7 protein-coding genes and 1 pseudogene are annotated in these 14414 nt (G+C 69.3%); all 8 read right to left on the bottom strand.

Annotated elements, in window-relative coordinates; all coding sequences use genetic code 11:
• Positions 1-1215: an ABC transporter permease gene (locus ACE3SS_RS04820; RefSeq protein WP_374591907.1), complete on the bottom strand. Its 1215-nt coding sequence runs from the start codon at positions 1213-1215 to the stop codon at positions 1-3.
• A complete protein-coding gene (locus ACE3SS_RS04825; protein WP_374591909.1) occupies positions 1205-2365 on the bottom strand; it encodes an ABC transporter permease in 1161 nt (386 codons plus the stop codon). Before ACE3SS_RS04825 ends, ACE3SS_RS04820 begins: the two co-directional genes overlap by 11 nt.
• Positions 2366-2405: 40 nt before the next feature.
• Positions 2406-2996 (bottom strand): annotated as a pseudogene (locus ACE3SS_RS04830) (ABC transporter ATP-binding protein); the annotation flags it as partial.
• Positions 2997-3200: 204 nt separating this feature from the next.
• A complete protein-coding gene (locus tag ACE3SS_RS04835) occupies positions 3201-4601 on the bottom strand; it encodes an efflux RND transporter periplasmic adaptor subunit (protein WP_374591911.1) in 1401 nt (466 codons plus the stop codon).
• On the bottom strand, positions 4588-5298 hold the full coding sequence (locus ACE3SS_RS04840) for a 4'-phosphopantetheinyl transferase superfamily protein (RefSeq protein WP_374591913.1): 711 nt from the start codon (positions 5296-5298) through the stop codon (positions 4588-4590). Before ACE3SS_RS04840 ends, ACE3SS_RS04835 begins: the two co-directional genes overlap by 14 nt.
• Positions 5295-6635: a glycosyltransferase gene (locus ACE3SS_RS04845; protein ID WP_374591915.1), complete on the bottom strand. Its 1341-nt coding sequence runs from the start codon at positions 6633-6635 to the stop codon at positions 5295-5297. Before ACE3SS_RS04845 ends, ACE3SS_RS04840 begins: the two co-directional genes overlap by 4 nt.
• Positions 6636-6659: 24 nt before the next feature.
• The gene (locus tag ACE3SS_RS04850; protein WP_374591917.1) at positions 6660-9653 is read right to left on the bottom strand and encodes an amino acid adenylation domain-containing protein; all 2994 of its coding nucleotides are present in this window, start codon (positions 9651-9653) and stop codon (positions 6660-6662) included.
• A gap of 85 nt (positions 9654-9738) precedes the next feature.
• On the bottom strand, positions 9739-14382 hold the full coding sequence (locus ACE3SS_RS04855; RefSeq protein ID WP_374591919.1) for an amino acid adenylation domain-containing protein: 4644 nt from the start codon (positions 14380-14382) through the stop codon (positions 9739-9741).
• Between the last annotated feature and the right edge of the window lie 32 nt (positions 14383-14414).

Here is a 14414-nt window from a genome sequence, read left to right on the forward strand (position 1 = left end):
TCAGGCGGCCCGCAGGCAATCGACGATGTTCATGCGCGCGGCGTTCCAGGCCGGGATGAAGCCGCCCACCAGGCCCATGAACAGCGAGAACAGCAGCGTCTCGATGGCGATGGACGGCGTGAGCTGGAAGCGGAAGGCGATCTCGGAAAACGTCTGGAAGTTGGTGGTCGAGATGTTGACGTTCTGCATGAACGACGCGCCCCCCACGCCGATCAGGCCGCCCACCAGCGACAGCCCGAGCGATTCGCCCAGAAAGGCCATGAGCACTGCGCCGCGCCGAAAGCCGAGCGCGCGCAGGGTGCCGATCTCGCCGGTGCGCTGCGCCACGGCGGCGAACATCGTGATCATGGCGCCCACGATGGCGCCGATCGAGAAGATGGCCGACAAGAACAAGCCCAGGTAGCGGATGAACTTGCTGAGCAGTTCCGACTGCTCGGCGTAGAAGCGCTGCTCGGGCTTGGCCTCCATGGTCAGACGCGGGTCGGACTCGATGGCGTCACGCGTGGCCTCGAAGCGGTCGGTATCCGCCAGCTTGAAGACCACGCTCGAATAGCCGCTGCGCCGAAACGCCTGCAGCATCTGCTCGGCGTCGCCCCAGATCTCGGAATCAAAACCGCTGCGCCCCGCGTCGAACAGGCCCACGACCAGCCAGTCGCGCCCGGCGAAGTGCAGCGTTTGGCCGATCTCGACCCGGGCGAAGCCGCGCGCCACGGCGCTGCCGGCAATGATCTCGGAGGTGCCGGTGCGAAACATGCGGCCTTGCGTCAGGTGTACCTGGGGGCGCAGCGTCAGCACGATGTCGGCCGAGGTGCCGCGCACCGTGATGTTGGCCGGCTTGCCGTTGCTGCGCTTGGGCAGGCTGTTGAGCACCACCGGTTCGGGCGAGAACAACTTGCGGCCCGCGCCGTCGGTGGCGATGCCGGGCAGGGTGGACATCACCGCCGCCTGGTCGCGACCGATGCCCGAGTTGATCTCGGCGCCCGCGCCCTTGCGCAGCACCATCACGTTGTCGGGCTGGCCGGTGGCGACCAGCGTGGCGCGGATGCCCTCGCTCATCATCAGCACCACCGAGAACACGAACACCACCAGCGCCATGCCGCCGGCGGTGAGCACGGTGGTGACGCGGCGCACCCACAGGTTGCGCAGGATGTAGCTCAGCGGCACCGTCTTCATCGGCGCCAGGGCGCTGCGGTTCAACTGGGTGCTAGGCGACATGGCGCAGCCCCTGAACGATGTCGATGCGCGACATGCGCCACGCCGGCCACGCGGCCGCGATGGCGCCCACGCCCAGGCTGGCGAGCATCTGCAGCAGCAGCGTCACGCTTGAAATCTTGAACACCGGGAAGAGCGTGCCCGTCACGCCCACGAAGGCGTGGGCCAGCGGGAAGGTGGCGGCCACGCCCAGCGCGCCGCCGATCAGGGCGATCAGCATGCTTTCGCCGAACAGCAGCTTCACCACGAAGGCCGGCGAAAAGCCCAGCGCCTTCAGCGTGGCGTACTCGGCCAGCCGCTCGCGCGCCGTCATCGTCATCGTGTTGGCCATCACGGCCATGATGATGAGCACGATGATGAAGCTCACCGCCTGGATGGCCACCAGGATGGTCTCGCTCATCGCCACGAAGCTGAGCTGAAAGGCCTTCTCGGTTTCGGTGAGCGTTTCGCCCAGCGAGTTGCGGAACATGCCGTCGATGCGCTGCGAAATCGCCGCGGCCTCGCTGGGCTCCTTGATGCCGACCACGTAGACGCCCACCTTGTCGGCCGCGTCGTTGCCCAGGCGCTTGCGCACGTTCTCGGCCACGAGCTTCCAGTGGATGAACATCTGCTGCTCGTCGGTCTTGGCGTCGGCGCCGTGGTAGATGGCGCGCACGGTGAAGGTCCAGGTGCCCGGGAAGATCGTGCCGCGCAGCGGGATGGTGTCGCCCACCTTCCAGCCGAACTTGCGCGCCAGCTTGGCGCCGATCACGCAACCCTGGCGGTCATGCAAGAAGGCCTGGCGTTCTTCTTCGCTGATCTTGAACTCGGGGTAGAGCGACAGGTAGCTCTCGGGGTCCACCGCGAACTGCGCGAAGAAGTTGCGCTCGGTGATGTAGATGCCGCCGAACCAGTTGGCCCACGAGATGCGCGACACGCCCTCGACCGCGCGGATGCGTTCGGCGTAGTTGAGCGGCAGCGGGAAGGTCAGCGAGATCGCGTTGCGCGTGACGAGCCGCGTGCTCGAGGTGGCGTCCGCCCCGTTGTACCAGGCGTCGACGATGGTGCGCAGCAGCCCGAACGCGCAGATGGCCACCACCAGCCCGACCATCGTCAGCAGCGTGCGCAGCCGATGGCGAAAGGCATTCTTGAGCAGCAGCCGGAACAAAAACATGGCAAAGCGGGTCAGGCAAAAGGGCTGCTGGGCGGGCGGCTCAGTGGTCGTCGAGATCGGCCGCGTCGCCGTCCACCAGCACGCCTTTTTCAAGGTGCACCAGGCGCCCGGCACGCGCGGCGGCCTTGGCGTCGTGCGTCACCATCACGATGGTCTTGCCGAGCTGGCTGTGCAGCTGGTCCATCAGCGTGAGCACTTCTTCGCCGGTGGCGCGGTCGAGGTCGCCGGTGGGTTCGTCGGCCACGATCAGCGCGGGGTCGGTGACCAGCGCGCGGGCGATGGCCACGCGCTGCTGCTGGCCGCCCGAGAGCTCGTTGGGGTAGTGGTCCATGCGGTCGCCGAGCTTGACCATGCTCAGCGCCGTGCCCACGCGCTCATGGCGTTCGCGGCGGCTCAGGTTGGTCAGCAGCAGCGGCAGCTCGACGTTCTCGAAGGCCGTGAGCACCGGCATCAGGTTGTAGAACTGAAAGATGAAGCCGACGTTGGCGGCGCGCCAGTCGGCCAGCTCGCCCTCGCTGAGCGAGGCGATATCGACCCCGCCGATGCGGATGCGGCCCGTGGTGGGCTGGTCGATGCCGGCGATCAGGTTGAGCAGCGTGCTCTTGCCCGAGCCGCTGGGGCCCATCAGCGAGATGAACTCGGCCGGCCGCACGTCGAGGTTGATGTTGGTGAGCACCGGGATGAGCTGGTCGCCCCGGTGGTAGGTCTTGCTCAGGCCGCGGATGCGGATCAGCGGCTTGACCGTTTCGCGCTCGGGCGCGGCAACAGCCTGATCGCGGGGCAGATCAAGGGGCAGATCGGCCGGCTGGGGGGAATGGCTGGCGCTCATGCGATCTCAAGAGGTGGACAGGCGCACCTTGGCGCCGGCCTTGACCTTGGCGCTCGGCTCCAGCACCAGCTTGTCGCCGGCTTTCAAACTAGCGGCGTTACCCGGCGCGGCGTTGATTTCAACCACGTCACCCAGCTTGCGGCTGACGGTGACCTTGACGGCCTCGACCTGATCGACGCCATCCTTGTCGGCGGCGCCGCGCAGCTTGAACACCACCGAGGCGCCATCACGTTGCGCCACGGCCGCCGGGTTGACGGCCAGCAGCGGTTGCTGGTCGGCTTCGGTGATCGCTTGCGACAGGAAGGCCGCCTTGGCGCTCATCTCGGGCAGCACGCGGGGGTCGAGCTGGTCGAAGCGGATCTTGGTCATGACCGTGGCCTTGGCGCGGTCCACCGTGGGCACGATGCCGACCACATGACCGCGAAAGCGCGTGTCGGGCAGCGCGTCGAGCACGATCTCGACCGGCTGGCCCGGGCTGGCCTTCGACAGGTTGCCCTCGGACACGTCGGCCTCGACTTCGAGCGTATTCATGTCGGCCATGGTGACCACCGCGCCTTGCGCGCCGGCCGCGCTCGACATCGGCGTGATCATGTCGCCCACGTTGGCGTTCTTGACCAGCACCACGCCGTCGAACGGGGCGCGGATTTCGGTGAAATCCTGGTTGACCTGCTGGATCTTGAGCTGCGCCTTGGCTTGCGCCAGGCCAGCCTTGGCGGCGGCCACCGTGGCCCGCGCGGCGTTCACGCGGGTCTGCACGTTGTCCACGGCCTGCGTCGAGACAAAGCCCTTGGCCTCCAGGCTGCGGGTGCGCTTGAGCTCGCCCTCGGCGTTGGCCTGCTCGACCTCGGCCTGGCGCACATTGGCCTCGGCCTGGTGCACGCTGGCCTCGGCCGACAGGATGCCGGCGCGCACGTCGCTCGAATCGAGGCGCGCGATCAGGTCGCCCTTGTGCAGGCGCGAGCCTTCGCGCACGTTGAGCTCGATCAGCCGGCCGGCGGCCTTCGACGCCACGGCGGCGCGCGTTTGCGCCACCACGTAGCCCGAGGCCGTGAGCTGCACGTATTGCTGCGAGGGCGTGCTCACCACCACCGAGGTGGTCTTGATCTCGACGGGGTGGGGCACCACGAAGAACCAGGCGGCCGCGCCTGCCACCGCGAGTGCGCCGATCGTCCAGGGCAGCCAGTTGCCGCGCCGCTTGGCGGGAGCCGCGTCGCGGTCGATCTTCAGAGATGAAAGGCCGTTGGCCGCGGAGGGGTCGCTCATAGGTGGGGACAACTTTTTCAGCTTGGAGGCACCGCGCTTCTTGGGCGCCAGCAGCTCGGCGGGGGCGAGCAATTCGGTTGGCGCGAAGTCCGGCTCGTTGGGCGCCGACGCGTGCGGGCGATGCTGCATGTTACTCAAGGCCATGTCCGTGCTCCACAGTGGGGGATGCGCCATCGGTTGACCGCCAGGCTAATGCGGTGATGTGACGCGATGTCGGGTGCCAATGCTCGACCTGCCAGTCTGCCGCATCGCCCATGCGGGCCGGAACCCCCAGCACGCGGGCCGGATCGAGGCCGATGTGCACCTCGTGCAGCGGCAGCTCCAGGCCGCGGCCGCTGGCCTTGAGCAGGGCTTCTTTGAGCACCCAGACGTGAACCCGCCGGGTGGCGGCCTGATCGCGCAGGGCGGCGAGCTCGGCGGGGTTGCAGAAGACTTCGGCGAGTTCGTCGTCGATGGGGCGCTCGGCGCTTTCGCAGTCCACCCCGACGGACGCCACCGAGGCGGCGGACGGCTGCGGCGCCGTCCAGGCGCAGGCGACCAGGCCGTGCGTGTGGCTCAGGTTGAAGTCGATGCCGGTGTGCTCGGGCCACGCCAGGCGCGGCTTGCCGCGCGGCTCGTCGATGGCGAAGCGCAAGGCCTCGGGGGCGACGCCGAGCGCGCGGCCGAGCAACTGCCGGCGCAGGCCGTGGGCGACGAGGTAGTCGCGGCGGTCGGCGTCAAACGCGAAGCGATCGGCCTGCGCGCGCTCTGCCTCGTCCAGCGTGCTGCGCAACGCAGCCAGCCGGGCGTCGTCTACCCACCCGGTCTCCAGGGTGTGCACCGTGATGCGAGCGGGGCTCAATGGGCACCGCTGGGCGCGGGGCTGGCTGCCACGTCGAACAGCGCATGCTCGATGGCGGCCACGGCGTCGTAGCGGGCGAAGTCGTCTTGCAGCGCGCGGGCGCCGGCCTTGTAGACCGGGTTGCGCAGCACCTCGTTGATCGCGCCGCGCAGCAGCTCGGCGCTGGGGCGGCCGGTGGCGAGGTTGACGCCGGCTTCGTTCCAGGCCACGCGGGCGCCGATCTCGGGTTTTTCTTCGCTGTCGCCCGCCACCACGAGCGGCACGCCCAGGCTGAGCGCGTGCGTCACGCCACCCAGGCCGCCGTTGGTGACGAGCACGTCCGCCTTGGGCAGCAGTTGGTGGAAGGGCAGGAAGGTGCCGGCGCGCGCATTGGCGGGCAGCGGGCCGGGGATGATGTCGACCGGTGGGCCGCCGGTGCCGACGATCACGATCACGTCTTCACCCTCCATGGCCTGCATGGCGGGCACCACGAGCTGGCGCGGGTCGCCGTTGGCCAGCGTGCCCTGCGTGACCACGACCACCGGCTTGGAGCCGTCGAGCTCGTGCCACCAGCTCGGCTCGGTGAACGCGCCGGCCGGCGGGATCACCGGGCCCACGAAGGCAAAGTTCTTCGGCAGGTCGCTGTGCGGGTAGTCGAAACGCTCGGTGGTGAGCTGCAGGTAGCGGTCGGGCAGCAGGCTGCCGGCATCAGAAATGAAATGCGGCAGCGGCGGGCAGCCGATGGAGGCCATCGTGTCGTTGGCGTACTGCTGCAGCGGCCCGAACACGCTGTGCTGCATGTAGTGGTTGATGGCGGTGTTGCGGGCCCGGCCACGCGGCGTGCTCGACGGCGGCAGGCCCAGCCCGAAGAAGGCGGTGTCGACGCTGCTTTGCGCCAGCACGCTCACGCCCAGCGACACCACCGGCACGCGGCGCTTGCCGGCTTCGGTGGGCATCAGCAGGAAGGGGAAGGCGCCGCAGAACAGTGTGTCGATGACGATGGCGTCGATCGGCCGGCCGGCTGCGTCGTACTCGGCCAGCAAGGCCTGCAGGCCTTCGAACTGACGCGGGATGGAATCGGCGAACAGGTGGCGCACGCCCCACAGCATCTGCGCCGGGCCGGGCGGCAATTGCGCGCGCTCGGGGAAGCGCTCGTCGATCGTGCGGTAGTCGTAGTCGATCTCTTCGTGCAGCGGCACGAAGTGGGCACCGATCTTCTCGATGCTGTCCTTGAACACCGAGCCGGTGTTGAAGACGACCTCGTGCCCCCGGGCGATGAGGCCGCGCGCGGCGCCCAGCAGGGGGTTGACGTGACCCGCCATCGGCGTGGCGGCCATCAGGATGCGTAGTGACTTCATGGGGTGGACTTCAGGGTGTGCGCGTCACGAGGTGACCACGCTGGGGCCGTGGACGCCCAGGTTCTTCAGGTAGCGGACCAGCAAGGCGCGGCTGACGCGGGCGATCGGGGCGCCCACGCCTTCGAGCGCGGTGCGGGTGGCATCGCCCACGATGTGGGGGCGCTGCGCGGCGCGGTCGTACTTCGACAAGATGGCGAGCAGCGCCAGCAGGTTGTCGTCCGAGTCGGCGTGCAGCTTGTTGCGGGCGATGGCGGCCCACTCGTCGATGCTCACGTAGCGCGGGTTCAGGCCGAGCTCTTGCAGCACCGGGCCCAGGTCGTGCAGCGTGAGCTCCTGGCCGCTGAGCAGGTGGTAGATGGCGCCGTGCTCGGCCGGCATCGCCTGGTTGGACAGGCGCACCACGGCGCGCGCCACGTCGCACACCGGGGTCATGTTGAGGGCCAGATCCATGTCGGGGATGGCTTCCAGCTCGGCGCACAGGCGGGCCATGCGCCAGATGAAGTCAGCCGGGTTGCACAGCGCGTGGGCGTGGTCGCCGGTGACGCTGCCCAGGCGGTAGATCGACACCGGCACGCCAGCGGCCTGCGCCTGGGTGACGAGGGCGTCGGCCACCCACTTGCTCTGGTTGTAGCCGCCCACCAGACCGCGCCAGGCATCGAGCGGCGTGGCTTCGCTGATGGTGCCGCGGATCTTGGTGGTGTCGACGATGCCCAGCGTGGACACGTGGTGCATGCGCTTGGCGCAGCCCTGCGTCGTCCATTCGAGCAGCGTGATGACGGCGTCGACGTTGGCCGCCTTGAGGCTGGCGTAGGGGTGCAGGAAGTCGACCTTCGCGCCGCAATGGATGATGCTGTCGCAGGTGTCGCGCACGGTGTGCACGCCGGCTTCATCAAGGCCGAGCTGCGGCAGGCCGAGATCGCCCAGCACGACTTCGACGCGACCGTCGTCCCAGGCGGCTTCGAGGCGCTGCTCCTTGAGCGCGGCGACCAGGCGCTGGCGGGCGGTGGCTTGGTCAGCGGCGCGCACGTGGCACACCACGGTGGCGGTGCTCTCGCTCAGCAGGTTGGCCAGCAGGTAGCTGCCCACGTAGCCGGTGGCGCCGGTCAGGAAGACGCGCTGCGCGTGCGTCGGCAGGCTCAGGTCGAGATCGAGCTGCTCGCCGCCCTCCGCGCTGGCAGCACTCTTGATGTGCGCGGGCAGTTGGCTGTCGCGGTCGAGGTCGAGCTCTTCGCTCAGCGGGGCGCTGCCGTCGAGCAGCTTGGCCAGCTCGGACAGCACCGGCGTGGTGTAGACGCCGGCGATCGGGAAGTCGCCCCGGATCTCGTCGCGGATGCGGCGGCCCAGCTGGATGGCCAGCAGCGAATGGCCGCCGATCTCGAAGAAGTTGGCGTCGGCGTCGTCCACCCCGTCGCGACCCAGCACCTGCGCGCAGAGTTGGCACAGCTTGGTCTCGGTGGGGGTGGCGGGCGCGCGTGCCGGCCGGGTCGGGGCCAGGGCGTGCTCGTCGGGGGCGGGCAGGGCGTTGCGGTCGAGCTTGCCGTTGGGGGTGAGGGGCAGGGCGTCGATCAGCATCAGGCCGGCAGGCACCATGTGCTCGGGCAGTTGCCGGGCGGCCGCAGTTCGCACGGCGGTGGTGTCGACGGTTTGGCCGTCGCGTGCCACGAGGTAGGCGATCAGGTGCTTGTCACCGGGGCGGTCTTCGCGCAGCGTGACCACCGCGCTCGCCACGCCCGGTTGGGCGGCGAGCACCGATTCGATCTCGCCCAGCTCGATGCGGAAGCCGCGCAGCTTCACCTGGTTGTCGGCGCGGCCGACGAATTCGAGCGTCTTGTCTTGCCGCCAGCGCAACACGTCGCCGGTGCGGTACATGCGGCTGCCGGGCGCGCCGTAGGGGTTGGCCACGAAGCGGTCGGCGGTCAGGCCGGGGCGGTTGAGGTAGCCACGCGCCAGGCCGATGCCGGCGATGTAGAGCTCGCCGGGCACGCCCACCGGGCAGGGGCGCAGCTTGGCGTCGAGCACCATCACCATCGCGTTCGGGATGGGGCGGCCCATTGAAATGCGTCCTTGCACGCGGCCCCCGTCGGCTTCGAGCGGGGCGCTCATCGTGGTGCAGATGGTGGATTCGGTCGGGCCGTAGGCGTTGATCATGCGGCGCCCCGGTGCCCAACGCGCCACCAGCTCGGGCGAGCAGGCTTCGCCACCCACCGCCAGCACCTTGAGCAGCGGGAAGCCTTGCCCGGTCTCGGGGATGGTGGCCAGCGTGGCCGGCGGGATCAGCGCGTGCGTGATCTCGAGGTCGACCAGCACTTCGGCCAGGATCTCACCCACCATCACCTCGCGCAGCGGCACCACCAGCGTGGCGCCCGCGCCGAAGGCCATCAGCATCTCCATGACCGAGGCGTCGAAGCTGGGCGAGGCCAGTTGCGACACGCGCGCGTCGGGCGTCACCTCGAGCTGCTTGACGAAGGCCTCGGCCATGTTGGCCACGCCCTGGTGCGTGACGACCACGCCCTTGGGGCGGCCCGTCGAGCCCGAGGTGTAGATCAGGTAGGCCGCCTCGGCCAGCGAGGTGGAGGCAGGCGCCGGGTTGCGGTCCGACTGGCGCTTGAGCATGTCTTGCGACTCGTCGGTGTCGAGCACCAGCAGCGGTGCGAGGGCGTCGAGGTCTGCGGGCAGGTGCCGCGCGGTGCTGCTGTCGGTGAGCACGAAGGCCGGGCGGGCGTCTTCGACCATGTAGCGGATGCGCTCGGCCGGGTAGTGCGGGTCGATGGGCAGGAAGGCCCCGCCGGCCTTGAGCACGGCCAGCTCATTGACCACCATCTTGCCGCTGCGCGGCAGCGCCACGGCCACGATGCTGCCCGGGCCCACGCCACGTGCCCGCAGCGCATGCGCCAGGCGGTTGGCACGGGCGTTGAGCGCGGCGTAGCTCCAGGTGAGCGAGCCGGTGATCAGGGCGATGGCGTCGGGCGTGCGCTCGACCTGGGCTTCGAACAGCGCGGCAAAACTGAGTGCGTGCATGGCAAGGGTCCTTCGGGGGAGGTCGGATGGACTGCGGATGGACTGCGGTTGCAACTGGGGCGGTGGTGCAGGGCGGGGCTGGCGCTCAGCCCATGCCCCACTGCGAAACCAGCTCGTCGCGCTCTTCGGGCAACAGGACTTCGATCTGCGCCAGCGGCAAGGTGGGCGCTTCGGAGATCGTTTCGAGCAGCACCACCAGGCGGGCTACCAGGGCCTCGGCCGTGGCGCGCTCGAACAGGTCGGTGCGGTATTCGAGATAGCCCTCGATGCCGCCCGGCAGGCCCTCGGGTGTGCGGTGCTCACCCACGATCAGCGACAGGTCGAACCGCGCCACGCTGGCATGGATCGGGTAGCTGGACACGGCCATGTCGTCCATCTTGAGCGCGCTGCCGTCGCCAAAGTTCTGCAAGGCCAGCATCACCTGGAACATCGGGTGGCGCGAGCGCGAACGCGGCGGGTTGAGCACCTCGACGAGGCGCTCGAACGGCACGTCCTGATTGGCGTAGGCGCTGATGTTGGCGCCGCGCACGCGTTCGACCAGTTGCTTGAAGGTGATCTCGCCCGACACATCGGTGCGCAGCACCAGCGTGTTGACGAAGCAGCCGATCAGCTCGTCGAGCACGTGGTCGGAGCGCCCCGCCACCGGCGTGCCGATGGGGATGTCTTCGCCCGCGCCCATGCGGCTGAGCAGCGTGGCCAGGGCGGCCTGCAGCACCATGAACAGGCTGGCCTGGCTTTCGCGTGCCAGGGTGACCAGGCGTTGGTGCAGCGGCTGCGGCAGGCGCAGCGGGATGCTGTCGCCCGCGTAGCTGGCCACGGCGGGCACGGCGTGGTCGAAAGGCAGGTCGATTTCGGCTGGCGCGCCCGCGAGGGTCTTGCGCCAGAACTCGACTTGCCGATGGATCGGGCTGCCGGCGTCGCCTTCGTGGCCCAGCAGCTCCTGCTGCCAGAGCGTGAAGTCGATGTACTGCACGGGCAGCGACGGCAGCTCCAGCGCACGCCCGGCGCGGCGCGCGGCGTAGGCCACGGCCATGTCGCGCATCAGCGGGTGCAGCGACTGGCCGTCGGCCGCGATGTGGTTGACGATGATCTGCAGCACGTGGTCGTCGGGCGCCACGCGGTAGAGCTTGATGCGCAGCGGCGTCTGCCGGGCCAGGTCGAAGGGCTCGACGGCGGCGGCCGAGGTCTGTGCGAACAGCGCGTCTTCGGTGGTCTCGATCAGCTCGATGCGCGGCTGCGCCTCGCTGGGGTCGAGCACCAGCTGATAGGGCACGCCGTTGTGCTCGGGGAAGACCGTGCGCAGCACCTCGTGGCGCTCGACCAGGTCTTGCGCCGCGGCCTGCATGGCGTCCACGTCGGGCACGCCTTTCAGACGCAAGGTGAGCGGGATGTTGTAGGCGCCATTGGCCGCGTCGAGCTGGCTCAGGAACCACAGGCGGCGTTGCGCGAACGACAGCGGCACCTGCTCGGGCCGGGTGCGACGACGCAGGGTGGACTCGGCGCCCTGCGCCTTGGCGATCAGCTCGGCGAGTCCGGCGATGTTGGTCACCTCGAACATCGCGGCCAGGGGCAGCTCGACCTGGAAGGTGGTACGCACCTTCGAGACCACGCGGGCCACCATCAGCGAGTCGCTGCCGAGCTCGAAGAAGTTGCTGTCGATGTCGACCGCGGGCAGGCCCAGCGTTTCGGCGAACAGCGAGCACAGGATCTCTTCGGTCGGGTTGCGCGGGCCGCGCTTGTTGGCGCCACCCTGGCCGTAGTCGGGCGCGGGCAGCGCGCGGCGGTCGAGCTTGCCGCTGGCCATGAGCGGCAGGCGGTCGATGGTGACGATGGCCGCCGGCAGCATGTAGTCGGGCAGCGTGAGCGCGATGAACTGGCGCAGCTCGCCAGCGTCAGGCGTGGCGCCGTCTTGCGCCACCACGTAGCCCACCAGACGCTTGTCGCCCGGGCGGTCTTCACGCACGATCACGGCGGCTTGTGCCACGCTCGAATGCGCGGCCAGCGCGGCTTCGATCTCGCCCAGCTCGATACGGAAGCCGCGGATCTTGACCTGCATATCGGCTCGGCCCAGGTAGTCGAGCACCAGCGTGCCGTCGTCGCCCGTCTTCCAGCGAGCCAGGTCGCCGGTGCGGTACATGCGGCTGCCGGCCGGGCCGAAGGGGGCGGCAATGAAACGTTCGGCCGTGAGGCTGGGGCGGTTGAGGTAGCCGCGCGCCACGCCGTCGCCGGCAATGTAGAGCTCGCCCGTCACGCCCACCGGCACCGGCTGCAGGCCGGGGTCGAGGATGTAGACCTGGGTGTTGAGAATCGGGTGCCCGATCGACGGGCCTTTTTCGTGAGCGGACTCGGGTGCGGCCAGGTCGGTCGCCACGGGCGACTCGCTGCCTTGCTGACCCTGCAGCGTCAGGCTGGTGGACCACACCGTGGTTTCGGTGGGGCCGTAGAGGTTGATCACGTCCCACGCCACTTCGCGCAGCGAGCGGGCCAGGGTGGCGGGCAGGGCTTCGCCGCCCACCAGCACGCGCAGGCCGCGCAGCACATCGGCGTCGCCGCCCACCAAGGTCTCCCACAGCGAGGGGGTGGCCTGCATGGCGGTGGCGCCGGAGGTGACGATCAGGCGGGCCAGCGCCGGCGGATGGCGCACGATGCTGCGCGGCGCGATCACGACGCGCGCGCCGCTGATGATGGGCAGATAAAGCTCGAGCCCGGCGATGTCGAAGCTGATGGTGGTGACGGCGAGCAGGCGGTCGCTGCGCTCCAGCCCGATCGTGCCCTGCATGGCCACGAGGAAGTTGCGCAGTGCGCCGTGCGTGACCACCACGCCCTTGGGTTTGCCGGTGGAGCCCGAGGTGTAGATCACATACGCGGCATGCTCGGCGCGCAAGGGGCCGCCGTTGGACGCGCGGTCGGCCTCCCTCGGGTTGAGCGGGCTGCGGGCGGCGATGCTCGGGGCCGCGATCAACAGGGCGGCGCGGGTGGCCGCGTCAGGCAGGCGGTCGGCCACTTCCTGCGTGGTGAGCACGACGGCCGGGCGCGCGTCGTCCACCATCGATGCCAGCCGGTCGGCGGGCAGATCGGGGTCGAGCGGCAGGTAGGCCGCGCCGGCCTTCATCACGCCGAGCAGGCCGGCGAGCAGGTCGGTGGTGCGGGGCAGGGCCACGCCGACGATCTGGTCGGGCCCGATGCCGCGCGCGATCAGCTCGTGCGCAATGCGGTTGGCCTGCGCGTTGAGGCTGGTGTAGAGCACCGAGTTGGTCTCGTAGACCGCGGCGATGTCGTACGGCGTGCGGGCCACTTGCGCCTCGAACAGCTGCGGCAGCAGCGGCTCGGTGATGGCGTGCGTGGTCTGGTTGGGCGCGTCGAGCAGCGTGGCGCGCTCGGGCTGATCGAGCAGGTCGATCGCGCCGATGGTGAGGTCGGGTTGCTTGACGATGGCTTCGATCAGGCGCAGCAGGCGCGCCTGGTGGCCGGCGAGTTCTTCTTGCGTGTAGAGCTCGGGGTTGGCGTCGAAGTCCATCCAGACGCCTTTGTTGACGCCACGGTCGTAGACGAACATCGCCAGGTCTTCGATCGAACCGTTCGTGAGGTTCAGCGGCGTGGCGTGTGCATCGCCCAGGCGCAGGTCGTAATCGAAGGGCTCGATGTTGACGACGGTGGTGAACAGGTGGCGGCCTTCGCCCAGCAGGTTGAGGTCGCGGCGCAGGTCTTCATAGCGGTAGCGCTGGTAGCGCAGGGCTTCGCGCACGCGGCGGCCGACCTGCTTGAGCACGTCGGCCACGCTGAGGTCGGGGCGCATGCTCAGGCGCATTGGCACCGCATTGGCCAGCATGGCCGGGATGCTGCGCAGCTTCTTGTTGGTGCGCGCCGTGACGGGCAGGCCGAGCACCAGATCGTTGGCGCCGGTCATGCGGTAGAAGTAGATGCCGATGGCGGCGATCATCAGCTGCGGGAAGCTGCCGCCCAGCGTCTTGGCGGTTTCGCGCGCGGCCAGCATCAGCTCGGCCGGCGGCTGGCACGACTGGCGCAGGATGCCGCCCACTTGCAGCGGCTTCCACTCAGCCAGGCTCACGGGCGAGGGGCGGTCGGCGTAGAGCTCGGTCCAGTATTTGCGCTCGCCGGCGAAGTCTTCAGACGTGCGATAGGCCAGGTCTTCGGCCACCAGATCGGGCAGCGAGCCGAAGGGGCGCAGCTCGACGGGGCCATTGGCCAGCGCGGTATACGTCTCGGCGATGCGGCGCGCCAGCAGGCCGCCGGCAAAGCCGTCGATCAGGATGTGGTGGGCGCGGTGGTACCAGTAGTAGCGCGTGGGCGAGGCCTTGATGAGGCCGGTGGTCCAGAGCGGGTCTTGCAGCGGGTCATGCGGCGCGGTGTATTCGACCTGGGCCCACTCCATGAAGGCGGCGTACGGGTCGGGCCGGTCGCTGAAGTCGATCATCGGCAGGATGCCGCCGACTTCGGGGTTGATGGCCTGCAGCGGGCTGCCTTCGACCTCGATGAAGCGCAGCCGCGTGGCGGTGGCTTCCATCGCGGTCTGGTTCATCGCGGCGTAGAAGCGCTCGACGTCGATCTCGCCGTCGATGATCAGCACCTCGGACAGGTTGAACACCGCGTTTGGCGCGCCCAGGCGCTGGGCGAACCACATGCCGCGCTGGGCGATGGTGAGCGGAAAGAAGGTGGCTTGTTCAGCCGCAGCGGGTGCGGCGGACGCAGGGGTGGATTCTTGTTGCATGGTCGGTGTCCGAACCGTGGGTGTCCGATGGA

The sequence above is a fragment of the Aquabacterium sp. genome (genome assembly GCF_041915145.1).
Classification (GTDB): Bacteria; Pseudomonadota; Gammaproteobacteria; order Burkholderiales; family Burkholderiaceae_C; genus Aquabacterium.

Coding starts and splice junctions, on each gene's coding strand:
- ACE3SS_RS04820 (WP_374591907.1), bottom strand. CDS start 1,215: ATGTCGCCTAGCACCCAGTTGAACCGCAGCGCCCTGGCGCCGATGAAG.
- ACE3SS_RS04825 (WP_374591909.1), bottom strand. CDS start 2,365: ATGTTTTTGTTCCGGCTGCTGCTCAAGAATGCCTTTCGCCATCGGCTG.
- ACE3SS_RS04835 (WP_374591911.1), bottom strand. CDS start 4,601: ATGGCCTTGAGTAACATGCAGCATCGCCCGCACGCGTCGGCGCCCAAC.
- ACE3SS_RS04845 (WP_374591915.1), bottom strand. CDS start 6,635: ATGAAGTCACTACGCATCCTGATGGCCGCCACGCCGATGGCGGGTCAC.
- ACE3SS_RS04850 (WP_374591917.1), bottom strand. CDS start 9,653: ATGCACGCACTCAGTTTTGCCGCGCTGTTCGAAGCCCAGGTCGAGCGC.
- ACE3SS_RS04855 (WP_374591919.1), bottom strand. CDS start 14,382: ATGCAACAAGAATCCACCCCTGCGTCCGCCGCACCCGCTGCGGCTGAA.